This window comes from Pseudonocardia aurantiaca (assembly GCF_039526725.1).
Classification (GTDB): domain Bacteria; phylum Actinomycetota; class Actinomycetes; order Mycobacteriales; family Pseudonocardiaceae; genus Pseudonocardia; species Pseudonocardia aurantiaca.
Window position 1 is genome coordinate 490,930 of record NZ_BAAAJG010000008.1, and the last position, 22,999, is coordinate 513,928.

The following is a 22,999-nucleotide window of genomic DNA, read 5'->3' on the forward strand; positions in this document are numbered from 1 at the left end:
TCCCCAGCCGTGAGGACCGCGCCCGCCGTCGCTGTCCGCGGGCTGGTGAAGCGCTACGGACGCACCACCGCGGTCGATGGACTCGACTTGGAGCTGCCGGCTGCGTCCGTGCTCGCTCTGCTGGGGCCTAACGGCGCCGGGAAGACCACCACCATGGAGGTCTGCGAGGGCTTCCTGCGCGCCGACGAGGGCGAGGTCCGGGTGCTCGGCACCGACCCCACCGACGCACCCGACGCGCTGCGCGCCCGCATCGGGGTGATGCCGCAGGGCGGCGGGGCCTACCCGGGTGTGCGGGCGGCCGAGATGCTGCGGGTGGTGGCGGCGTGCTCGGCGCACCCGCTCGACCCCGAGTGGCTCCTGTCCGTGCTCGGGCTCACCGCCTGCGCACGCACGCCGTACAAGCGCCTGTCCGGGGGCCAGCAGCAGCGGCTCGCGCTCGCCTGCGCGGTGGTCGGGCGCCCCGAGCTGGTCTTCCTCGACGAGCCGACGGCCGGGATGGACCCGCAGGCCCGGCGGCTGGTGTGGGAGCTGGTGGCGGCGCTGCGCCGCGACGGGGTGTCCGTGCTGCTCACCACGCACTTGATGGAGGAGGCCGAGGCGCTGGCCGACCACGTCGTGATCGTCGACCACGGACGTGTGGTGGCACAGGGCTCGCCTGCGGCGCTCACCGCCGCCAGCGGAGGGCAGGAGCTGCGGTTCCGCGCCCGCCCCGGCATGGACGTCGACGGCCTCGCCGCCGTGCTGCCCGCCGGTTACGGCGCCGCCGAACCGGTCGCGGGCCGGTACGTCGTGCAGGGCCGCATCGACCCCACAGTGCTGTCCACGATCACCACGTGGTGCGCGGGCCAGGGCGCCCTCGCCGACGACGTGCAGGTGGCGCGGCGCAGCCTCGAGGACGTGTTCCTCGACCTGACCGGACGGGAGCTGCGGTCATGAGCGGCACGTTCCCGGACGGCACCTTCACGCCGCAGCCGGGGCCGGGCTCCCCCGGCCGGATGCTCGCCGCCCAGGCCGGCACCGAGATGCGGCTCGCGCTGCGCAACGGCGAACAGGTGCTGCTCACGCTGCTGATCCCGGCGGTGCTGCTCGTCGGGCTCGCGGTGCTGCGGGTGGTGCCGCTGCCCGAGCCGCGGGTCGCCGCGGTGGCGCCGGGCATCCTCGCGCTGGCCGTGATGTCCACGGCGTTCACCGGGCAGGCCATCGCACTCGGCTTCGACCGCCGCTACGGGGTGGTGCGCAGGCTCGCGGCCACCGCGCTCCCCCGCTGGCTGCTGGTGGCGGGGCGGCTGGTGGCCGTGCTCGGGGTGGTGGCGATCCAGATCGTGGTGCTGGCCGCGATCGCCTTCGCGCTCGGCTGGCGTCCCGCCCCGGCGGGCGTCGGGTGGGCGGTCCTGCTGGTGCTGCTCGGGTGCGCGGCGTTCGGGTCGCTCGGCATCCTGCTGGGCGGCTCGCTGCGGGCGGAGATCACACTCGCCGTCGCCAACCTCGTGTGGTTCGTGCTGCTGCTCGCGGGCGGGATCGTCATCCCGCTGGACCAGCTCCCCGGGCCGCTGGCGGCGGTCGCCGCCGCCCTCCCCTCGGGGGCGCTCGCGGAAGGACTGCGGGCCGCGCTGACGACCGGGGAGCCGCCGAGTGTCGGGTACGTGCTCGTGCTCCTGGGCTGGACGGCCGCGGCCACCGCGCTGGCGGTCCGGACCGTGCGCCTGCGCTGAGCGGCGCCTCGGCGAGCGGCGGTCAGCCGGCGGGCACCTGCGCCGGGCCCTGAACGAGGGCCTGGTCAGCGGGAGCGCGGGTCCGCCTCGGGCGGGTCCTCCGGCCCGACCTGCTGCGCGATCTGCTCGGAGGCGCCGGCCCGCTGCCCGACGTGCGCCTCCTCGCGGAAGCGCTCCACCAGGTGCGGGTAGTGCAGCTCGAACGCCGGACGCTCCGACCGGATCCGCGGCAGCTCCGTGAAGTTGTGCCGCGGCGGCGGGCAGCTCGTGGCCCACTCCAGCGAGTTCCCGAAGCCCCACGGATCGTCGACCGTCACGACCCGCCCGAAGCGGTAGCTCTTGAAGACGTTCCAGACGAACGGCAGCGTCGACGCGCCCAGCACGAACGCCCCGATCGAGGAGATCGAGTTCAGCACCGTGAACCCGTCGGTCGGGAGGTAGTCGACGTAGCGGCGCGGCATGCCCTCGTTGCCCAGCCAGTGCTGCACCAGGAACGTCATGTGGAAGCCGACGAACGTCAGCCAGAAGTGCACCTTGCCCAGCGTCTCGTCCATCATCCGGCCGGTCATCTTCGGGAACCAGAAGTAGATGCCGGCATAGGTGGCGAACACGATCGTGCCGAACAGCACGTAGTGGAAGTGCGCCACCACGAAGTAGGTGTCCGAGACGTTGAAGTCCAGCGGTGGAGACGCCAGCAGGACACCCGTGAGGCCGCCGAACACGAAGGTGGCCAGGAACCCGATGCTGAAGAGCATCGGGGTCTCGAACGTGAGCTTCCCCCGCCACATCGTGCCGATCCAGTTCACGAACTTGATCCCCGTCGGCACCGCGATGAGGAACGTGGTCAGCGAGAAGAACGCCAGCAGCACCGCGCCCGTGGCGTACATGTGGTGGGCCCACACCACAACCGACAGGGCGGTGATGGCGATCGTCGCGAAGACCATCCCCTTGTAGCCGAACAGCGGCTTCCGGCTGAACACCGGGATGATCTCGGTGACGATGCCGAAGAACGGCAGCGCCACGATGTAGACCTCGGGATGCCCGAAGTACCAGAACAGGTGCTGCCACAGGATGGCGCCGCCGTTGGCCGGGTCGAACGCGTGGGTGCCCAGGTGCCGGTCGGCCAGCATCGCGAAGAGCCCCGCGGTCAGCACCGGGAACGCGATCAGGATGAGGATCGCGGTGGCGAGGATGTTCCAGCAGAAGATCGGCATCCGGAACATCGTCATGCCGGGGGCGCGCATGCAGACGATCGTGGTGGTGAAGTTGACCGCACCGAGAATCGTCCCGAGTCCGGAGACGATCAGCCCGGCGGCCCACAGGCTGCCGCTGACGCCGGGCGAGAACTCGGCGCTGTGCAGCGGTGCATACGCGAACCAGCCGAAGTCAGAGGCGCCGCCCGGCGTGAGGAACCCGGAGAGCACGGTGAGCCCGCCGAAGAGGAAGAGCCAGTACGAGAACGCGTTCAGCCGCGGGAACGCCACGTCCGGCGACCCGATCTGTAGCGGGACGATGTAGTTCGCGAACCCGAACAGGATCGGCGTGGCGTACAGCAACAGCATGATCGTGCCGTGCTGGGTGAAAAGCTGGTTGTACTGCTCGTTGGACAGGAACTGGATGCCCGGCCGCGCCAGCTCGGCGCGCATCAACAGCGCCATCAACCCGCCGGCCATGAAGAACCCGAACGACGTCACCAGGTAGAGGATCGCGATGTCCTTGGGGTCGGTGGTCCCCAGCATCCGCACGAACATCGAGCCCTTGCCCGTCCGTCGCACCGGGTACGGCCGCGAGGTGATCGGCTTCGGTGAAACGGCGGTCATGGGTGCCTCCTTCGTGGCACGGCCCGTATCTGAGGGACGGTAGGAGGATCGGGACGCGCTGTCAGCCCCCCTTCGTCGCTGTCCGCCCTCCTTGTCATCGTCCGTCCGGGTGACGGAAGCGGGGTCGAGCCAGGTCCCTACCATGGCCAGGTGGCTCAACCCGCGTTCCTGCACCGCCTGCCCGCCGCGCCGCCGTCGCTGATGCGGGCGCTCGCCATCGCGGCCGTCGTCGCGCAGGGCGGGATCGCGGTCACCGGTTCCGTCGTGCGGGTCACCGGTTCCGGTCTCGGTTGCCCCACCTGGCCGGAGTGCTTCCCGGGGAGCCTCGTACCCACCCCGCACCCCGAGGTCGAGCCGATCACGCAGTGGATCGAGTTCAGCAACCGGATGCTCACGTTCGTCGTGGTGCTCGCCGCGGGCGCGTGCCTGGTCGCCGCGCTCACCACCCGTCCCCGCCGCAGGCGGCTGACGGCCCTCGCGCTGGTGCAGCCGCTCGGGGTGGTCGCGCAGGCCGTGATCGGCGGGATGGTGGTCCGGCTCGGGCTCGTTTGGTGGAGCGTCGCGGTGCACTTCGCCGTCTCGATGGTGCTGGTCTGGCTCGCGATGCAGCTCGTGGCGGCAGCCGGCGACGGCGACGCCCCACCGCGGCGGCTCGTGGGCGGCCCGGTCCGGGGGCTCGTGGCCACGAGCACGGCGGTGCTCGCCGCGCTGCTCGTGGCCGGCACGTTCGTCACGGCCAGCGGACCGCACGCGGGCGACGCCGCCACCCCGCGCCTGGACGTCAACATGGCGTCGGTGGCGCAGCTGCACGCCGACATCCTCTTCGCCTACCTCGGCCTCCTGGTCGGGCTGGGTTTCATGTTGCGCGCCGTCGCCGCGCCGGCGGGCGTGTGGCGGCGCTACCTGGTGCTCGTCGCGGTCGTGCTGGCCCAAGGCGCGCTCGGCGGCGTGCAGTACGCGCTCGGCGTGCCGGAGGTGCTCGTGTCGCTGCACGTGCTGGGCGCGGGGCTGGCCACCGTCGCCGCCGCCGCGCTGTGGGCAGGTCTCACGGAGCGCCCGCACCTCGCGGTGCCCGCGGCCGCCCCGGCGCCGGAGCCCGCGCTGGCCGAACGGGCGTGATCGGGTACGCGAGGGCAAAATCTGGCTGTGCGTGCAATCCAGATCTCCGAGCCCGGTGGCCCCGACGTCCTGACCCCCGTTGAACTCCCCGACCCGGAACCGGGGCCCGGGCAACTCGTCGTCGACGTCGCCGCGGCGGGCGTCAACTACATCGACACCTACCAGCGCGACGGCACCTACTCCATGCAGATGCCCTACGTCCCAGGGCTCGAGGGCGTCGGCCGGGTGCGGGCCGTCGGCGAGGGCGTCACCGGCTACAGCGTGGGTGATCGGGTGGCGTGGGCCGAGTCACTGGGCAGCTGCGCCGAACGCGCCGCGGTGCCTGCCGAGAAGGCCGTGCCCGTGCCGGACGGGGTGTCGGACGAGGCCGCGGTGGGCGCGCTGTTGCAGGGCATGACCGCCCACTTCCTGGTCAACGACACCCACGCGCTGCGGCCTGGGGAGGAGATCCTCGTGCACGCCGCCGCAGGCGGGGTCGGCCTGCTGCTCACCCAGCTCGCGGCGGCGAAGGGCGCGCGGGTGATCGCCACCGTGTCGACGGCCGAGAAGGAGAAGCTGGCACGGGCCGCCGGTGCCGCCGAGGTCATCCGCTACACGGAGGTGTCCGACCTGGCGGCCGCGGTGCGGGAGCTGACCGGCGGCGCCGGTGTGGCCGTGGCGTACGACAGCGTGGGCCGCACGACGTTCGACGCGAGCCTCGCCGCGTTGCGCCGCCGCGGGTTGCTCGTGCTCTTCGGCGCGTCGAGCGGGCCGGTGCCGCCGGTGGACCCGCAGCGGCTCAACGCCGCGGGCTCGGTGTTCCTCACGCGGCCGAAGCTCTTCGACCACATCGTCACCCCGGCCGAGCTGGCAGCCCGGGCCGCGGCCGTCTACGGCGAGGTCGCCGCGGGCACGCTCGACGTCCGGATCGGCGGGCGCTACCCGCTCGCCGACGCGCGCGCGGCGCACGAGGACCTCCAGTCCCGCCGCACCACGGGAAAGCTGCTCCTGCTGCCCTGAGCGCCGCCGGGCCGGGAGCTCAGGCCGGGTAGAAGCGGGCGTCCCCCCGCACCGCCACACCGACGCGCTCCCCCACCCCGTGCGTGTTCCGGTCGGCGGTGCGGCAGCGCACGAGCATGCCGTCGCGCGCGCCGTCGAGGGCGAGCAGCACGGTGGTGTCGTGGCCGTGGAAGACCACCTCCGCCACGGTGGCGACGGGCCCGGAAGGCGCGTCGCCGGGCGGGCCGATCCGCAGCTGCTCCGGCCGCAGCAGGACGTGACCCGGCCCGTCCGCCCCGCTCACCGGGAACCGGCCGAGCACGGTGGCCGCGCACCCGGCGCGTGCCGTCGCCGGGAGCACGACTGCCTCGCCGAGGAACGTGCCCACGCCCACGTCCACGGGTTCGTCGTAGAGCGTGCGCGGCGGGCCGGACTGCACCACGCGGCCGTCCCGGAGCACAGCCACGAGGTCGGCGCAGCCGAGGGCCTCCTGCTGGTCGTGCGTCACGAGCACCGCACTCGCCCCCGCGGCGCGCAGGGCGGCCCGCACCTGCTCGCGGACCTCGGCGCGCAGGCCCGCATCGAGCGCGGTGAACGGCTCGTCGAGGAGCACGAGGGCCGGGCGGGGCGCGAGCGCCCGCGCCAGCGCGACCCGCTGCTGCTGCCCCCCGGACAGCTCGGCCGGCATCCGCCGCTCGAACCCGGCGAGGCCCACCAGCTCCAGGACCTCGCCGACCCGCGGCCCTCTTCGAGCGGCCCGGTCGAGCCCGAACGCGACGTTGCCCGCCACCGTGAGGTGCCCGAACAGCGCCCCGTCCTGCGGCACCAGCCCGACGCGGCGGCGCTCTGCCGGGACGTCCACGCCATCGCCCGCCACGAGCCTGCCCGCGAGCTCGACGGTGCCCGCCTCGACCGGGTGGAAGCCCGCGATCGTGCGCAGGAAGGTGGTCTTGCCCGAGCCGGACCCGCCGAGCACGGCGAGCAGCGAGCCCACCGGCACGTCCAGGTGGACGTCATGGAGGACGGGATGGCCTGGGTATCCGGCCACGACCCCCCGGACGCGCAGCGCGGATGAGGACGTCACGGACCACCTCCGGAATTGTCTGCGGATCGCAATGTCGTGGATCCACGCAGCACGCGGTTGAGCACCAGCGCGGGCACGGCCGCGAGGATCACGAGCGCGATCGCGTAGGGCGCCGCCGCAGCGAACTGCCCGGCGCCGGTGTGGCTCCACAGCCGCACGGCGAGGGTGTCGACGCCGGTGGGCCGGAGCATCAGGGTGACGGGGAGCTCCTTCGCGATCGTCAGGAAGACGAGCGCGGCACCCGCGGCGAGGCCCGGCGCGGCGAGCGGCAGCGTGACGGCTGCCGTTGTCGCGGCCCGGCCGCGGCCCAGCGACCGGGACACCTCCTCCAGCTCCGGCGGGGCGGCGGCCACCGCGGTGCGCACGGCGCCCACGGCGAGCGGGAGGAAGAGCACGGCGTACCCCGCGAGGAGCAGGGGGACCTGCTGGTACAGCCCGGGCAGCAGCCGCGCCCCGAGGAACACCAGGGCCAGCCCCACCGTGATGCCCGGCAGCGCGTGCCCCGCGTACGCCGCGTTCTCCAACGCGGCGGTCCCCCACCCGCGGTGGCGGGCGGCGAGCACGCCGACCGGCACCGCGAGCAGGGTGGTCACGACCGCGCCGAGCCCGGCTACCTGCAGGGTCACGGCGGCGGCCGCGGCGAGGTCGGGGAGATCGACGCCGAGCGAGGAGCCCACGACCATCCAGTGCGTGAGGCTGTAGGCCGGAACGCCCAGCGACACAGCGAGTACCGCGAGCGTGCCCGCCGCCCAGAACGGGCGCGTCCAGCCCAGCCGCACGACCGCGGGCGCCCGCCCCACCCCACGCCCGACGCGCCGGGCCGCCCGTCCCCGCGCCCGCGCCTCGACCCACGTCACGAGGGCGGCGAGCGCCACGAGCACGCACCCGAGCACGGCGGCAGGCGTCCGGTTGAACGTGCCGCGGTAGCTCGTGTAGATGCCCAGCGTGAACGTGTCGTACCGCATCAGGGACACCGCCCCGAAGTCGCTGAGCACGTACAGCGCCACGAGGAGTCCCCCCGCGGTCGCCGCGGGCCACACCTGGCGCAGGGTCACCCCGGCGAACACCCGCGCGCGGCCGTACCCCAGCGAGCGGGCCACCTCCTCAAGGCCGCCGTCGGCCGCCCGCAGCGCCGCTGCCACGGGCAGCATCACGTACGGGTAGCTCACCGACGCGAGCACGCCGAACGCTCCCCAGAACCCCGCCGTCGCCGGCGCCTCCGAGATCCAGGTGAAGCCGGCGACGTAGGACGGGACGGCCAGCGGCAGCGCCAGGAGCACCGCTGCCGGCCGCCTGCCCGGCAGGTTCGTACGCACGACCAGCCACGCCGCCAGCACGCCGACGACGACGCACGCGGCCGTCACCGCGGCGGCGAGCCCCGCGCTGCGGGCCAGCAGCTCGGCGGTCCGGGGCCGCGTGAGCACGGTGAAGAACGCCGGAAAGCCCGAGTCCAGGGCGCGGACCACGAGGTACACCAGCGGCACGAGTGCGACGACGGCCGCGGGAACCGCCCAGGCGACCAGGAACGCCGGCGCCCCCCGGCGGTGGCGCGCCGCGCGGGGGCGCCGGGCCGTGGCGATCGAAGGGACGCTCAGAGCAGCCCGACCTGCTGCAGCATCGCCTCGGTCTGCTCGAGCGAGGCGAGGTCGGCCAGGTCGACGTCCGGCGGGGCCAGCGAGCCCAGCGAGACGAGCTCGTAGGCGCGGGTCGGCGCGATCCCGTCGACCACCGGGTACTCGCCGGTCTGGTCCACGAGGTACTGCTGCGCCTGCGGCGAGAGCAGGAACGCGACGGCACGCTGCGCGGTCTGCTGGTTGTCACTCGCCGCGACGACCCCCGCACCGGCCACGTTGACCAGCCCGAGCGGGTCGTTCGGCACGTAGTGGTTGCGCACGGAGTAGGTGGCCGGGTCGACCTCGGCGGTCTTCTCGTAGAGGTAGTAGTGGTTGACGAGCCCGGCGTCGACGGTGCCGGCGGCCACGGCGTCGAGGATCGGGCCGTTGCCGTCGAAGCGCTGGGGCTGCTGAGCGGCGAACGCCGTGAGCCACTGCCGCGCCCCGTCCTCGCCCCGCACCAGGCGCAGGCCCGTGACGAATGACAGCCACGACGCGTTGGACGGCGCGTACCCGAGCCGGCCCTTCCAGCGGGGCGCGAGCAGGTCGTCGACGCCGCTGGGCAGGTCGGCCTCCGGCACGAGTCCGGGGTTGTAGGCGACGACGCGGGCGCGGGCGGAGGTCGCCACCCACGTGGCGTCGGCCGCCCGGTAGCGCTCTGGGAGCGGGGCGACGACATCGGCCGGGAGCGGCGCGAGCAGCCCCGCCGAGCTCAACGCGCCCAGCGCGCCGGCGTCCTGCCCGAAGAAGACGTCGGCCGGGGAGTTCGGGCCCTCCTCCAGCAGCTGCGCCGACATCTCGCCGGTGCTGCCGTAGCGCACCTCGACGTCAGTGCCCAGCGCCGTCTCCAGCTGTGCGAGCAGTGGGCCGACGAGCTCCTCGCTGCGGCCGGAGTAGATGGTCACCGGGCCGGGCTCCGCCGCGGGCTGCTGGGGCGCGGGCGCGCCTCCGCAGCCCGCGAGCACCAGCGCCGACACGGCTGTCACCAGTCCGGCCCAGCGGGCTCTCGTCGTGGCGCGTCGTCCGGTCATAGGGCCTCCTCAGTGAGTAAGAGCTGAGCCTATCCTTCGTAAAGAGTTTCTCAAGAGCGATAGACATCACGAGTCCGGTGATGGGCGCGTGCTAGACAACTGAGGTGACGGAGACCCCGAACACCGATTTCCACGACCTGCAGGACTACGTCGCGCTGCCCCGCGTCGCCGGGCTCGCGCTCTCCCCTGACGGCACCCGCCTCGTCACGACGGCGGCGACGCTGAACCCGGAACGCACCCGGCTGCGCCCCGCGCTCTGGGATGTCGACCCGAGCGGCGAGCGGCCTGCCCGGCGGCTCACCCGCGGTGCGACCGGCGAGTCCTCCCCCGCCTTCACCGCGGACGGGGACCTCCTGTTCACCTCAGCGCGCCCCGACCCCGACCGCTCCGAGCAGCAGCCGGGCGATCCCGCCGCGCTCTGGCGGCTCCCGGCGGGCGGCGAGGCGCACGTCGTGGGGTCGCGGCCGGGCGGCGTCGCAGGCCCCGTCACCGCGCGCAGCGCCCGAGGCGTCCTCGCCATGTCGATGACGCTCCCGGGCGCCGTCACGGCCGCGGACGACGAGGCCCGGCGCAAGGCGCGGCGGGAGAAGAAGGTCAGCGGGATCCTGCACAGCGGCTACCCGGTGCGGTTCTGGGACCACGACCTCGGACCTGACGAGCCCCGGCTGGTCGTCGGCGACGTGCCGGCGGACGGGGTGGCGGACGGGACCGTCGAGTGGCGCGACCTCACCCCGGCGCCGGGCGGCGCGCTCGTCGAGGCGGGCTACGACATCACCCCGGACGGGCGCACGGTCGTGACCGGCTGGCGGGTGTCCGAGCCCGGCGGCTCCAGCCGCGCGACGCTGGTGGCCATCGACGTCGAGAGCGGGGAGCGCACGGTGCTCGCCGACGACCCGGACCTCGAGTTCGGCGGCCCGGTCATCAGCCCGGACGGCACGCAGGTGGCGTTCTGGCAGGAGCTGCGCACCTCCCCGACCACCCCGCCGGACTCGCGGCTCGTCGTGGTTCCGATCACCGGCGGCGAGCCCAGCGTGGTTGCCCCGGGGTGGGACCGCTGGCCCAACGGGGCCCGCTGGACCCCGGACGGGTCGGCGCTCATCGTCACCGCCGACGACGAGGGCCGATGCCCGGTCTTCCGCATCGATCTCGCCGACGGCCCCACCGAGGCCACGGTCACTCGCCTGACCGGCGACGACGGGGCGTACAGCGATGTGGTGGTGAGCCCGGACGGCGCGCACGTCTACGCGCTGCGCAGCGCAGTCGACGCCCCGCCCGCACCCGTACGGCTCGACGCCACCGCTGCGGGCCAGCAGCCCGTGCTGCTGCGTGGTCCGGCCGACCCGCCCGCCCTGCCGGGCAGGCTCACCGAGGTGCACGCGACCGCCGTCGACGGCTCACCGCTGCGCGCGTGGCTCGTGCTGCCGGAGGGCACGTCCGAGAACTCCCCCGCCCCGCTGCTGCTGTGGGTGCACGGCGGCCCCCTGGGCAGCTGGAACGCCTGGCAGTGGCGGTGGAACCCGTGGCTCCTGGCCGCCCGCGGGTACGCGGTGCTGCTGCCCGACCCGGCCCTGTCCACCGGCTACGGGCTCGACTTCGTCGCGCGTGGCTGGGGCGAGTGGGGTGACGCCCCGTTCACCGACCTCATGGCGGTCACCGATGCCGCCGTCGCCCGCCCGGACATCGACGCCGACCGCACCGCGGCGATGGGCGGCTCGTTCGGCGGGTACATGGCCAACTGGATCGCCGGGCACACCGACCGGTTCCGCGCGATCGTCACGCACGCGAGCCTGTGGGCGCTCGACCAGTTCGGGCCCACCACCGACGCCGCGTTCTACTGGCTGCGGGAGATGACGGCGGAGATGGCCGCCCGGAACACCCCGCACGCGTCGGCCGACGCGATCAGCACGCCGATGCTGGTGATCCACGGCGACAAGGACTACCGGGTGCCGATCGGAGAGGCCCTGCGGCTGTGGTGGGACCTCGTGTCCCGGCACGAGGGCGACCTCGCCGAGCTGCCGCACAAGTTCCTCTACTACCCCGACGAGAACCACTGGATCCTCACCCCCCAGAACGCGGTGGTCTGGTACCAGACGGTCACGGCGTTCCTCGACCACCACGTGCTGGGCAAGGACTGGGAGACACCCGACCTGCTGCGCTAGCGCCGCCCAGTGCAGTCACCGCTGGCCAAGGGCGCGGGCACGTACCGCGCTCGTCCGGCTCCGGGCCGTGCGCCTCAGGCCGCGATGTCGCAGATCAGGGCGACAACTCACCCGTTCGGCCAGAGGACCGGCCTTGCGCCCACCTCCGCACGCGAGTACGCCGGAACGTGAGATACGAGGAGGAGCGCATGGGTGGCAACAAGATCGTCGTCTACAAGGAGCCCGGCGTCGTAGAGGTCGAGGACCACGACGCACCGAAGCTCGAGGTGCCGGCCGACGTCGCCAAGGCGAAGGGGATGACCCAGAAGGCCGTGCACGGCGTGATCCTGCGCAACATCGCGACGAACATCTGCGGTTCCGACCAGCACATGGTCCGCGGTCGCACCACGGCGCCGCCCGGCCAGACGCTCGGCCACGAGATCATGGGCGAGATCGTCGAGAAGGGCGAGGATGTCCAGTTCCACGACATCGGCGACATCTGCTCGGTCCCGTTCAACATCGCCTGTGGCCGCTGCCGCAACTGTAAGGAGGGCCAGACCGGCGTCTGCCTCAACGTCAACCCGGCCCGGGCGGGATCGGCCTACGGCTACGTCGACATGGGCGGCTGGGAGGGCGGCCAGGCGCAGTACGTGATGGTTCCGTTCGCCGACTTCAACCTGCTGAAGATCCCCGACCGGGAGCAGGCACTGGAGAAGGTTCTCGATCTCACGATGCTGTCGGACATCTTCCCCACCGGGTACCACGGCGCGTACACCGCAGGCGTGACGACCGGGTCGACCGTCTACGTCGCAGGCGCCGGCCCCGTCGGGCTCGCGGCGGCGTACTCGTCGCAGCTGCTCGGCGCTGCCGTGGTCATCGTCGGGGACCGCATCCCCGACCGGCTCGCGCAGGCACGCTCGTTCGGCTGCGAGACGGTGGACATCACGCTGGACGCGTCAATCGAGGACCAGATCGCACAGATTCTCGGGACGCCCGAGGTGGACTCCGCCGTCGACGCCGTGGGCTTCGAGGCCAGCGGGCACGGGAAGGGCGCGGACGAAGCTCCGGCCGCCGTGCTCAACTCGATCATGGCCATCACGCGCGCGGGCGGCAAGCTCGGCATCCCCGGCCTCTACGTCACCGGTGACCCGGGGGCGCCGGACGCGGACGCCAAGACGGGCACGCTCAAGGTCCGGCTGGGACTCGGCTGGGCGAAGAGCCACTCCTTCACCACGGGTCAGTGCCCGGTGCTCAAGTACAACCGGCAGCTGATGATGGCCATCCTCCACGACAAGGCCCACATCGCCGACGCGGTCAACGCCACCGTGATCCCACTGGAAGACGCCCCGCGCGGCTACCAGGAGTTCGACCAGGGTGCGGCGCGCAAGTACGTGCTGGACCCGAACGGGATGATCCCGCAGGCGTCGTAGCGAGTCCGATCGCGGCTCCGATGACGGAACCGGCCACCGGTACCACCGGTGGCCGGTTCCGTCATGGGGGCCGCGTCCGTCTCAGGTCCGCCCACGGGGTCGTAGCGCACCGCCGCCACGAGATCCGGCGCGGGTAGGGCGACCGGCGGCCGCCACGGCCGCCTTCACGCGTTCCGCCCCGCGGGCAGTCAGGGGAGCAGGACCGGCAGGCCGATCGCCGCGTCGACCGCGATGGCGGCGAAGAGGCCGCAGAGGTACATGTTCGACAGGTGGAACAGCCGCATCGGCCTGGTCTCGACCCCAGCCAGCACCCCGCGGTGCAGCCGGTGGGCCTGGAACACGAACCAGGCCCCGCCGAGGGCGGCCACGGCCGCGTAGATCCACGAGGTGGCCGGCACGAGCAGCAGCGACCAGCCGGCCATCACCCAGGAGTAGACGAGGATGCGCCGCGACACGTGCGCGGGCGGGGCCACCACGGGGAGCATCGGCACGCCGGCCGCCGCGTAGTCGTCGCGATAGCGCATGGCGAGCGCCCAGAAGTGCGGCGGCGTCCAGAAGAAGATCACACCGAACATCACGAACGCGGGCCACTCCACCGAGCCCGTGACCGCGGCCCAGCCGATCACCACCGGCATGCAGCCGGCCGCGCCGCCCCACACGATGTTCTGCGACGTGCGGCGCTTGAGCAGCAGGGTGTACACGAGGACGTAGAAGGCGATGGCGGCCACCGAGAGCCCGGCAGCGAGCCAGTTGGTGGTGAGCCCCAACCAGACCGCCGAGAGCGCCCCCAGCACCAGCCCGAAGATCAGCGCGTTGCGCGTGGGTACTTGCCCCCTGGCGAGCGGGCGCCTGGCGGTGCGCTTCATGACCGCGTCGATGTCGGCGTCCACCACGCAGTTGAGGGCGTGGGCGCTGGCCGCGGCCATCGCGCCACCGAGCAGCGTGGCCGCGATCAGGAACACCGACGGCACCCCGCGCTCGGCGAGGAACATGGCGGGCACGGTGACCACGAGCAGCTGCTCGATGATCCGCGTCTTGGTCAGCCCGAGATAGGCCTGCACGGTGCCGCGCGCCCGGTGCAGAACCGCGCGGAGACCGCCCGGAGCGGGAGGCAGCTCAGCGGCCCCCTGCTGGGACACGGGCAAGCTCACCGGCGACCTCTCTCCGCGTGGTGGTGGACCCGGACGAACAGGAGTTCGGCCCCGAGTTCTACGGCTTGTCGATGATAGCCCGGGGCATGCCGCGCCACGCTCCCGGGTAGACGGGTGCGAATGCCCGGGCGGAGACCGGACGCACCCGGCCGGGCCGACTAGGCTGGGGCCAGAGCCGGACGCGCCGGGGCGCAACGCCCGCGGCCCCCACCCGCAACGTAGGGAAGATCTGTGGCCGACATCGACATCGAGACCCTGACCCGAACCGACGTGCCGGAGGACTGGTCCGATCTGGACGAGCGGGCGGTGGACACGGTGCGGGTGCTGGCCGCCGACGCCGTGCAGAAGGTAGGCAACGGCCACCCCGGCACGGCGATGAGCCTCGCGCCGCTGGCGTACACCCTGTTCCAGCGCGTGATGCGGCACGACCCCACCGACGCCGACTGGATCGGCCGCGACCGCTTCGTGCTGTCGGCGGGCCACTCCAGCCTGACGCTGTACATCCAGCTGTTCCTCTCCGGCTACGGGCTCGAGCTCGAGGACCTCGAGGCGCTGCGCACCTGGGGCTCCCGCACTCCCGGCCACCCCGAGCACCGCCACACGCCGGGTGTCGAGATCACCACCGGGCCCCTGGGGCAGGGCCTCTCGTCGGCCGTCGGCATGGCGATCGCGTCCCGCCGCGAGCGCGGCCTCTTCGACCCCGACGCCCCGCCCGGGCAGAGCCCCTTCGACCACTTCATCTACGTGGTCGCCTCCGACGGCGACATCGAGGAGGGCGTCACCTCCGAGGCGTCGTCGATCGCCGGGCACCAGCAGCTGGGCAACCTCACGGTGGTCTACGACGACAACAAGATCTCCATCGAGGACGACACGACGATCGCGCTGTCCGAGGACACCGCGAAGCGCTACGAGGCCTACGGCTGGCACGTTCAGGTCGTCGAGGGCGGCGAGAACGTCACCGGCATCCTGCAGGCCCTCGAGAACGCGAAGGCCGAGACCTCTCGCCCGTCGTTCATCGTGCTGCGCACCGTCATCGGCTACCCCGCGCCGACCAAGATGAACACCGGCAAGGCCCACGGTTCGGCCCTGGGTGCCGACGAGGTGGCCGAGGTCAAGAAGATCCTTGGCTTCGACCCGGAGAAGAGCTTCCAGGTCGAACCCGAGGTTCTCGAACACGCTCGCAAGGTGGTCGACCGCGGCCGGGTGGCCCACGAGGAGTGGGCCAAGGCCTACGAGGACTGGGCCCGCCGCGAGCCCGAGCGCAAGGAGCTGCTGGCACGGCTGCTCGGGCGCGACCTTCCGGTCGGCTGGGAGAAGGCGCTGCCGAGCTGGGAGCCCGACCCCAAGGGCGTCGCCACCCGCAAGGCCTCCGGCGAGGTGCTCAAGGCCCTCGCCCCCGTGCTTCCGGAGCTGTGGGGCGGCTCGGCCGACCTCGCGGAGAGCAACAACACCACGATGGAGGGCGCCGACTCGTTCGGGCCGCCGTCCACCGCCACCAAGATGTGGGACGCCCAGTGGTACGGGCGCACCCTGCACTTCGGGGTCCGTGAGCACGCGATGGGCGCGATCCTCAACGGCATCGCCCTCCACGGGCCCACCCGCCCATACGGCGGCACATTCCTCATCTTCTCCGACTACATGCGCCCCGCCGTCCGCTTGGCGGCGCTGATGCAGAGCAGCGTCATCTACGTGTGGACGCACGACTCGATCGGCCTCGGCGAGGACGGCCCGACCCACCAGCCCATCGAGCACCTCGCCGCGCTGCGGGCCATCCCCGGCCTCACGGTCATCCGCCCCGGCGACGCGAACGAGACCGCGCACGCCTGGAAGGCCGCGCTGGAGCGCCCCGAGGGCCCGAAGGGCATCGCGCTGACCCGGCAGAACCTGCCGGTGCTGGAAGGCACGTCGGCCGAAGGCGTCGCGCGCGGCGGCTACGTGCTGGCGAAGGCCGCAGGCGGGCAGCCCCAGGTGCTGCTCATCGCCACCGGATCCGAGCTGCAGATCGCCGTGGAGGCGCGCGAGGTGCTGGAGGGCGAAGGCATCCCCACCAGCGTCGTCTCGATGCCGTCGGTCGAGTGGTTCGACGCCCAGGACGAGGACTACCGCAACTCCGTGCTGCCCCCGAGCGTGCGGGCGCGCGTCAGCGTCGAGGCGGGAGTCGCCCAGCCGTGGCACCGGTTCACCGGCGACGCGGGCGAGAACGTGTCCATCGAGCACTTCGGCGCCAGCGCCGACTACAAAACCCTGTTCCGCGAGTTCGGCTTCACCACCGAGAACGTCGTCGCCGCCGCGAAGCGCAGTCTCGCCAAGCTGTCCTAGGAGGAAACATGCCCAACGACCGGCTCGCCGCACTCGCGGCGGCGGGCGTCTCGATCTGGCTCGACGACCTGTCGCGGGAGCGTCTGCGCAGCGGCAACCTGCAGCAGCTGATCACGGAGATGTCGGTCGTCGGCGTCACCACCAACCCCACGATCTTCGCGGCTGCGCTGGCCAACGGCGCTGCCTACGACGAGCAGGTGCGCCAGCTCGCCGCCCGCGGTGCCACGATCGAGGACGCCATCCGCGAGATCACCGTGGCCGACGTGCAGGAGGCGTGCGACGTCTTCAGCGGCACATGGGAGGCCACGGGCGGCGTCGACGGGCGCGTGTCGCTGGAGGTCGACCCCGGCCTCGCCCGCGACACCGAGGCCACCGTCGCGCAGGCCCTCGACCTGTGGAAGGCCGTGGACCGGCCGAACCTGCTGGTCAAGATCCCGGCCACCGAGGCCGGGCTCCCGGCCATCACCCGCGCGATCGCCGAGGGTGTGAGCGTCAACGTCACGCTGATCTTCTCCGTCGAGCGCTACCGCGCCGTGATGGGCGCCTACCTCGACGGGCTGGAGCAGGCCGCGGCCAACGGACACGCGCTCGCCGGCATCGCGTCGGTGGCGAGCTTCTTCGTCTCCCGCGTCGACACGGAGATCGACAAGCGGCTGGAGAAGATCGGCACGGACGATGCCCTCGCCCTGCGTGGCAAGGCGGGCATCGCGAACTCGCGCCTGGCCTACGCGGCGTTCCAGGAGGTGTTCTCCGGCGAGCGCTGGGAGGCCCTCGCAGGCCACGGCGCCAGGGCGCAGCGGCCGCTGTGGGCGTCCACGGGCGTGAAGAACCCCGAGTACCCGGACACCATGTACGTCACCGAGCTGGTCGTCGCCGGCACCGTCAACACGATGCCGGAGAAGACACTGCTCGCATTCGCCGACCACGGCGAGGTGCTCGGCGACCGAGTCACCGGCCAGGCGAAGGAGGCGCAGGAGGTGTTCGACGCCCTGGAGCGCGTGGGCATCGACCTCACCGACGTCTTCCTGGTGCTCGAGGACGAGGGCGTCGACAAGTTCGAGAAGTCGTGGGCCGAGCTGGTCGAGACCGTCGCGGGCCAGCTCCGCGCCGCCGGCTGAGCCGCCCGCTGAGCCGGTGACCGGACGCCCGCCGCCGTACCCGCCGCCGCCGCGGCCCGCCGAGGTCGTGCCGCGGCTCGTGGCCGCGGGCATCCCGTCCCGCATCGGCAAGGGTGACACCTCCTTGTGGCCCAACGCGGCCCGGCCCGGCTGGGTCGGCGCCGCCAGGGCCGCTCGGCCCCTCGTCGGCGAGATCGAGGGCCTGCGCGACCAGCTTCGGCTCGCCGGGCAGGTCCGCGTCGTGCTGGCCGCGGCGGGCGGGGTCGGGGTGGCCGCCGAGGCACTCTGCGCGGCCGACCCGCGGCTCGTCGTGCTCGATTCCACCGATCCCGTCCAGGTCGCCGACGCCCTCGCCGGCGAGCTTGCCGCCACCGTGCTCGTGGTGTCGGCGCCGCCCGGCGAAGACACCACGGGCGTGGAGCTCGTGCGCGATGCCGTGCACCGGGCGTTCCGCGCCGAAGGCCTCGACCCGGACGCGCAGACCGTCGTCGTCACCCCGCCGGGCGGACCGCTCCAGCAGGAGGCCGGCGGCGCGGTCGTGGTGCTCGGCCCCGCGGACGTCGACGGGCCGTGGGCCGCGCTCACAGCGTTCGCGCTGGTACCCGCCGGCCTCGCGGGCGCCGACGTCGGCGCCGTCCTCGCCGACGCGGCCGCAGCGGCACCCGGGTTCGCCGCGGACAGCGACGACAACCCGGCGCTGGAGCTGGGCGCGCTGCTCGCCGGTGCCCCGGTCGTCGCGCTGGCCGACGACGGGACGCCGGCGCTCGCCGAGTGGGCCGGGCAGCTCGTGGCCGGCGGCCTGGGCAAGGACGGGCACGGCCCGCTGGTGGTGCCCGTGGAGGGCCCGGACGCGCCCGAGTGGGCAGGCGGTGCCGCGCTGGCCCTGTCGATCGGCGACGTGCCGGGCGCCGCCGGCGGCACCGCCGGCTCGCCCGCCACCCAGATCCTGCTGTGGCAGCACGCCGTGGCGGTGGCCGCGCACCTTCTCGGCGTCGACCCGACCGATCGCCCCGATGCCGCGGCGGCGCGCCCGGCGTCCGGCGGGGAGCAACCCGCGTTCGTGGAGGGCGGGATCGAGGTGCACGCCGGGCCGTGGCTCCCGGCGGGCACCGACACCGTCGCGGGCGCGCTGCGCGCACTCGTCGGGTCGGTGGGGACCCACCTGACCGTGCACGCCTACCTCGACCGGGTCGACGACGCCTCGGCCGCCGTGCTGCGCCCGGAGCTGGCCCGGCGCACCGGACTCCCGACGGTGTTCGGGTGGGCGCCACGCTGGCTGCCGGGGAGCGGCCAGCGGGACAAGGGCGGCCCGGTGGGCGCCCTCGTCTGCCAGCTCACCGGCGCCGCCGACGACACAGACGCCGATCCGGGTGCCGACCCGGGCACCGGCACCGACCCGCTCGCCGAGCACCAGATCGCCCAGGCCCGCGGCGACGCAGTGGCGCTCGCCACCCGCGGAACAATCGTGCTCCGTCTGCACTTCACCGACCGGGTGGCCGGGCTCGTCACGCTGGCGCGCGCCGTCCAGCAGTTGTGACCAACCTGGGATGATCGCCTGCGCACACCGCACACCACCGAGAACTGGGGTGACACCGATGGCAACCCGCACGATGGGGGACGGGGGATGGACCAACCCGCTCAGGGACCCCCGCGACAAGCGCCTCCCGCGCATCGCGGGGCCCTGCAGTCTGGTGATCTTCGGGGTCACCGGCGACCTTGCCCGCAAGAAACTCATGCCTGCCATCTACGACCTCGCCAACCGCGGCCTGCTTCCCCCGGGTTTCGCGCTGACCGGTTTCGCCCGCCGCGACTGGGACAGCCAGGACTTCGGGCAGATCGTCTACGAGGCGGTCAAGCAGCACGCCCGCACGCCGTTCCGGCAGAACGTCTGGGACCGGCTCGCCGAGGGGTTCCGGTTCGTCTCCGGGAGCTTCGACGACGACGACGCGTTCGACCAGCTCGCGCAGACGGTGCAGGAGCTGGACCGCGACCGCGGCACCACCGGCAACCATGCGTTCTACCTGTCGATCCCACCCGGCGCGTTCCCTGTGGTGCTCAAGCAGCTCGCCCGCTCGGGCCTCGCCCAGCAGGAGGGCGAGCAATGGCGCCGCGTGGTGATCGAGAAGCCCTTCGGCCACGACCTCAAGTCGGCGATCGAGCTCAACGAGATCGTCAACGACGTCTTTCCCGAGGACTCGGTGTTCCGCATCGACCACTATCTCGGCAAGGAGACGGTGCAGAACATCCTGGCGCTGCGCTTCGCAAACCAGCTGTTCGAGCCGATCTGGAACAGCCACTACGTCGACCATGTGCAGATCACGATGGCCGAGGACATCGGGCTCGGCGGCCGGGCCGGCTACTACGACGGGATCGGCGCCGCCCGCGACGTCATCCAGAACCACCTCCTGCAGCTGCTCGCGTTCACCGCGATGGAGGAGCCCACCTCGTTCTCCTCCGACGAGCTGCGCAGCGAGAAGATCAAGGTGCTCAACGCCACGAAGCTGGTCGGGCCGCTGGAGGAGACCACCGCGCGCGGGCAGTACACCGGCGGCTGGCAGGGCGGCGAGCTGGTAAGGGGGCTCAAGGAGGAGGAGGGCTTCGACCCGAACTCCAAGACCGAGACCTTTGCCGCGATCACCACCGAGATCGACACCCGCCGCTGGGCGGGCGTGCCGTTCTACCTGCGCACCGGTAAGCGGCTCGGCCGCAGGGTCACCGAGATCGCGGTGATCTTCAAGCGGGCCCCGCACCTCCCGTTCGACGCGACGATGACCGAGGAGCTCGGCCAGAACGCGTTCGTCATCCGGGTGCAGCCCGACGAGGGCGTCACGATGCGGTTCGGGTCGAAGGTGCCAGGCAGCCAGATGGAGGTCCGCGACGTCACGATGGACTTCGGTTACGGCACCGCGTTCACCGAGGTCTCTCCCGAGGCGTACGAGCGGCTGATCCTCGACGTGCTGCTCGGCGAGCCATCGCTGTTCCCGGTGAACCAGGAGGTCGAGCGTTCCTGGGAGATCCTCGACCCGGCGATCGAGTTCTGGTCGAAGCAGGAGAAGGGGCCCGACCCGTACCCAGCGGGCAGCTGGGGCCCGGAGTCCGCCAACGCGATGCTGGCGCGCACGGGCCGGACCTGGAGGCGTCCGTGACCCGAGGCGTGCTTGCGAGGCGAGCAATCACCACAGTCGAGACCGAGCTTGCGAGGCGCGCATGATTGTCGATCTACCGTCGAGCAACACGTCGGCGGTCAACAAGAAGATCGTCGAGCTGCGCGAGAGCGGCGGCGTCCTGGCGCTCGGCCGCGTGCTCACGCTCGTGATCGTCACCGATGACGGCAGCGGCATCGAGGACGCGATCGAGGCGGCGAACTCGGCGAGCCGCGAGCACCCGTGCCGGGTGATCGTGCTGGCCCGCGGCCAGCGCAAGGCCGCACCCCGGCTGGACGCCCAGATCCGGGTGGGCGGAGACGCCGGCGCGAGCGAGGTGGTCGTGCTGCGCGGCTACGGCCCGCTCGCCGCCGAGGAGGCGGGCGCCGGCATGGTGATGCCGCTCCTGCTGCCGGACGCGCCCGTCGTGGCATGGTGGCCGAGCGAGGCGCCCGCGGTGCCGTCCCAGGACCCGGTGGGCAGGCTCGCCCAGCGCCGCATCACCGACGCGCTGTCGGCGAGGAACCCGCTGAAGGCGTTCGAGCAGCGCCGGGCCAACCACGTCGCAGGCGACACGGACCTGACCTGGACGCGGCTCACGTCGTGGCGGGCGCTGCTCGCCACGGCCCTCGACGCTCCACCGCACGAGCCGATCACCGGCGCGGTGGTGGCGGGCGAGACGATCTCGCCGTCCACGGACCTCATGGCGGGGTGGCTGGCCTGCCGGCTCCCGGACACGAAGGTCAAGCGGTCCCCCGCGGAGAGCGGCCCCGGCCTGGTGTCGGTGCGGCTGGAGCGCGCGTCCGGCCCGGTGTCGCTGGTGCGTCCCGACGGCAAGGTCGGCAGCCTCCGCCAGCCCGGCCAGCCGGACCGGCTCGTGGCGCTCGCCCGCCGCGAGGTGCGTGACTGCCTTGCCGAGGAGTTGCGCCGGCTCGACCCTGACGAGATCTACGGCGCCGCACTCGCCTGCGTCAGCCGCGTCGCCCGCGGCCGCACGCCGGTGAAGGTGCCCGTGCTGGCGGGAACGTGACCGTGGCCGCCGCCCCGGATATCGCCGTCCACGCGAACCCAGACGTGCTCGCCGCCGCCGTGGCGGCCCGGCTCCTGACAAAGCTCGTCGACCTGCAGGCGGCCGGCATCGTCCCCAAGATCGTGCTCACCGGGGGCGGCACCGGCATCGCGGTGCTCGAACAGGTCCGCGCCACCGTGGCCAGGGATGCCGTCGACTGGAGCCAGGTCGAGTTCTACTGGGGCGACGAGCGGTTCCTCCCGCCCGGCGACCCGGAGCGCAACGAGACCCAGGCCAGGGCGGCGCTGCTCGACCACGTGCCCGTCGGCCCCGCCAAGGTGTTCCCGATGGGCGCCGACACCGGCACCGGCCCCGCAGGCGCCGACGCGGCCGCCGACGAGTACGCCCAGGTGCTCGCCCGGGCGGCCCGCCCCGAGGACCACGGCCCGGTGCCGTCGTTCGACGTGCTGATGCTCGGCATGGGCGCCGAGGGCCACACGGCGTCGATCTTCCCGCACTCCCCCGCGGTGTACGAGAGCGAGCGCTCCGTCGTGGCGGTGCACGGCTGCCCCAAACCGCCGCCCACGCGCATCACGCTGACGCTGCCGGCCATCCGGCGCGCCGCCGAGGTCTGGATCATGACGACCGGCGAGGAGAAGGCGGCCGCGGTGGCGCTCGCCCTCGGCGGGGCGGGCGAGGTCGCGATCCCGGTGGCGGGCGCGCGGGGCAGGCGCCGCACGCTCTGGCTGCTCGACCGGGGGGCCGCGTCGAAACTCCCGAGGGACCTCGTACCTCCGATCGCCTGACCGCCCTCGCCGCTTCCAGCATGGGGTGCAAGGCTGTGCCCCGTGAGTCCGCTGGAAGGCTGGGCCCCGTGAGTCCTGGACGGGTGCTGCACGTGATAGTCGACGGCGCGAACGTCGTCGGCTCCCGGCCCGATGGCTGGTGGCGGGACCGTCCGGGCGCGGCCCGCCGCTTGGCCGGCCGCCTCGCCGCGGCCCTGAGCGAGGACCCGGCCCGGCTCGCGGAGACCCTGGGCAGGCGGGTCGACCCCGACGCAGGCGACGAGGTGCAGGTGGACCTCGTGCTGGAGGGCGCCGCGTCGCGGGTGGAGGACCTGCCGACCCACCCGCGCCTCCACGTGGTGCACGCGCCTGCCGACGGCGACACCGCGATCGCCGCGATCGCGGCCGACCTCGCGGTGTCCGGTGACCCCGTGTTGGTGGTCACGGCCGACCGGGGCCTGCGCGAGCGGGTGCGCGGCACGGGGGCGAGCACGATCGGCCCGGGCGCGCTCCTGGAGGCCCTCCCCGGCTGAGGCCCGCCGGACGCTT

Annotated in this window: 18 protein-coding genes; 13 read left to right on the plus strand and 5 right to left on the minus strand. The window is 73.2% G+C overall.

Features of this window, described 5'->3' with window-relative positions; translation table 11 throughout:
* The first annotated feature begins 9 nt into the window (after positions 1-9).
* Entirely contained in the window at positions 10-936 is a 927-nt protein-coding gene (locus ABD143_RS12225) for an ABC transporter ATP-binding protein (protein ID WP_343975901.1), read from the plus strand.
* Positions 933-1,712, plus strand: coding sequence for an ABC transporter permease (locus tag ABD143_RS12230; protein WP_343975904.1), 780 nt, complete (start codon positions 933-935; stop codon positions 1,710-1,712). Before ABD143_RS12225 ends, ABD143_RS12230 begins: the two co-directional genes overlap by 4 nt.
* Before the next feature lie 65 nt (positions 1,713-1,777).
* On the opposite strand, the gene ctaD is transcribed toward ABD143_RS12230, so the two are convergent.
* Positions 1,778-3,532, minus strand: coding sequence for an aa3-type cytochrome oxidase subunit I (gene ctaD / locus ABD143_RS12235; RefSeq protein WP_343975907.1), 1,755 nt, complete (start codon positions 3,530-3,532; stop codon positions 1,778-1,780).
* Positions 3,533-3,682: 150 nt separating this feature from the next.
* Between ctaD and ABD143_RS12240 the strand changes: the two genes are divergently transcribed.
* Together ABD143_RS12240 and ABD143_RS12245 are read left to right on the plus strand one after the other, a co-directional pair.
* The gene (locus ABD143_RS12240; RefSeq protein WP_343975910.1) at positions 3,683-4,651 is read left to right on the plus strand and encodes a COX15/CtaA family protein; all 969 of its coding nucleotides are present in this window, start codon (positions 3,683-3,685) and stop codon (positions 4,649-4,651) included.
* Positions 4,652-4,678: 27 nt separating this feature from the next.
* Positions 4,679-5,650 (plus strand): quinone oxidoreductase family protein, encoded by a 972-nt coding sequence (locus ABD143_RS12245; RefSeq protein WP_343975912.1) that lies wholly within the window; start codon positions 4,679-4,681, stop codon positions 5,648-5,650.
* 19 nt (positions 5,651-5,669) lie between these two features.
* Here the strand turns inward: ABD143_RS12245 and ABD143_RS12250 are convergent, their stop codons facing one another.
* From ABD143_RS12250 to ABD143_RS12260, 3 genes are all read right to left on the minus strand, one after another.
* Positions 5,670-6,713, minus strand: coding sequence for an ABC transporter ATP-binding protein (locus ABD143_RS12250; RefSeq protein ID WP_343975914.1), 1,044 nt, complete (start codon positions 6,711-6,713; stop codon positions 5,670-5,672).
* On the minus strand, positions 6,710-8,197 hold the full coding sequence (locus ABD143_RS12255; RefSeq protein ID WP_343975916.1) for an ABC transporter permease: 1,488 nt from the start codon (positions 8,195-8,197) through the stop codon (positions 6,710-6,712). The genes ABD143_RS12250 and ABD143_RS12255 overlap by 4 nt, the downstream gene beginning before the upstream one ends.
* Before the next feature lie 107 nt (positions 8,198-8,304).
* Entirely contained in the window at positions 8,305-9,357 is a 1,053-nt protein-coding gene (locus ABD143_RS12260) for an iron ABC transporter substrate-binding protein (protein ID WP_343975919.1), read from the minus strand.
* A 104-nt stretch (positions 9,358-9,461) separates the two neighbouring features.
* Between ABD143_RS12260 and ABD143_RS12265 the strand changes: the two genes are divergently transcribed.
* The gene (locus ABD143_RS12265; protein WP_343975922.1) at positions 9,462-11,516 is read left to right on the plus strand and encodes a S9 family peptidase; all 2,055 of its coding nucleotides are present in this window, start codon (positions 9,462-9,464) and stop codon (positions 11,514-11,516) included.
* 188 nt (positions 11,517-11,704) lie between these two features.
* Positions 11,705-12,925, plus strand: coding sequence for a formaldehyde dehydrogenase, glutathione-independent (gene fdhA / locus ABD143_RS12270; RefSeq protein WP_343975925.1), 1,221 nt, complete (start codon positions 11,705-11,707; stop codon positions 12,923-12,925).
* 188 nt (positions 12,926-13,113) lie between these two features.
* Here fdhA and ABD143_RS12275 read toward each other — a convergent pair whose 3' ends face one another.
* The gene (locus tag ABD143_RS12275; protein ID WP_343977350.1) at positions 13,114-14,040 is read right to left on the minus strand and encodes a heme o synthase; all 927 of its coding nucleotides are present in this window, start codon (positions 14,038-14,040) and stop codon (positions 13,114-13,116) included.
* A gap of 267 nt (positions 14,041-14,307) precedes the next feature.
* Here ABD143_RS12275 and tkt point away from each other — a divergent pair, with 267 nt between their 5' ends.
* From tkt to ABD143_RS12310, 7 genes are all read left to right on the plus strand, one after another.
* Entirely contained in the window at positions 14,308-16,395 is a 2,088-nt protein-coding gene (gene tkt / locus ABD143_RS12280) for a transketolase (protein ID WP_343975928.1), read from the plus strand.
* A gap of 8 nt (positions 16,396-16,403) precedes the next feature.
* On the plus strand, positions 16,404-17,513 hold the full coding sequence (gene tal / locus ABD143_RS12285; protein WP_343975930.1) for a transaldolase: 1,110 nt from the start codon (positions 16,404-16,406) through the stop codon (positions 17,511-17,513).
* A gap of 16 nt (positions 17,514-17,529) precedes the next feature.
* Complete coding sequence (locus tag ABD143_RS12290) at positions 17,530-19,050, plus strand: glucose-6-phosphate isomerase (protein WP_343975932.1); 1,521 nt, start codon at positions 17,530-17,532, stop codon at positions 19,048-19,050.
* A gap of 58 nt (positions 19,051-19,108) precedes the next feature.
* The gene (zwf, locus tag ABD143_RS12295) at positions 19,109-20,659 is read left to right on the plus strand and encodes a glucose-6-phosphate dehydrogenase (protein WP_343975935.1); all 1,551 of its coding nucleotides are present in this window, start codon (positions 19,109-19,111) and stop codon (positions 20,657-20,659) included.
* Between the two features lie 61 nt (positions 20,660-20,720).
* A complete protein-coding gene (gene opcA / locus ABD143_RS12300; RefSeq protein WP_343975938.1) occupies positions 20,721-21,686 on the plus strand; it encodes a glucose-6-phosphate dehydrogenase assembly protein OpcA in 966 nt (321 codons plus the stop codon).
* 2 nt (positions 21,687-21,688) lie between these two features.
* On the plus strand, positions 21,689-22,471 hold the full coding sequence (pgl, locus tag ABD143_RS12305) for a 6-phosphogluconolactonase (protein ID WP_343977352.1): 783 nt from the start codon (positions 21,689-21,691) through the stop codon (positions 22,469-22,471).
* A gap of 68 nt (positions 22,472-22,539) precedes the next feature.
* Positions 22,540-22,983 carry a hypothetical protein gene (locus tag ABD143_RS12310; RefSeq protein WP_343975941.1) on the plus strand — a complete coding sequence of 148 codons (444 nt, stop codon included), beginning with the start codon at positions 22,540-22,542 and terminating at the stop codon, positions 22,981-22,983.
* Positions 22,984-22,999: the final 16 nt, after the last annotated feature.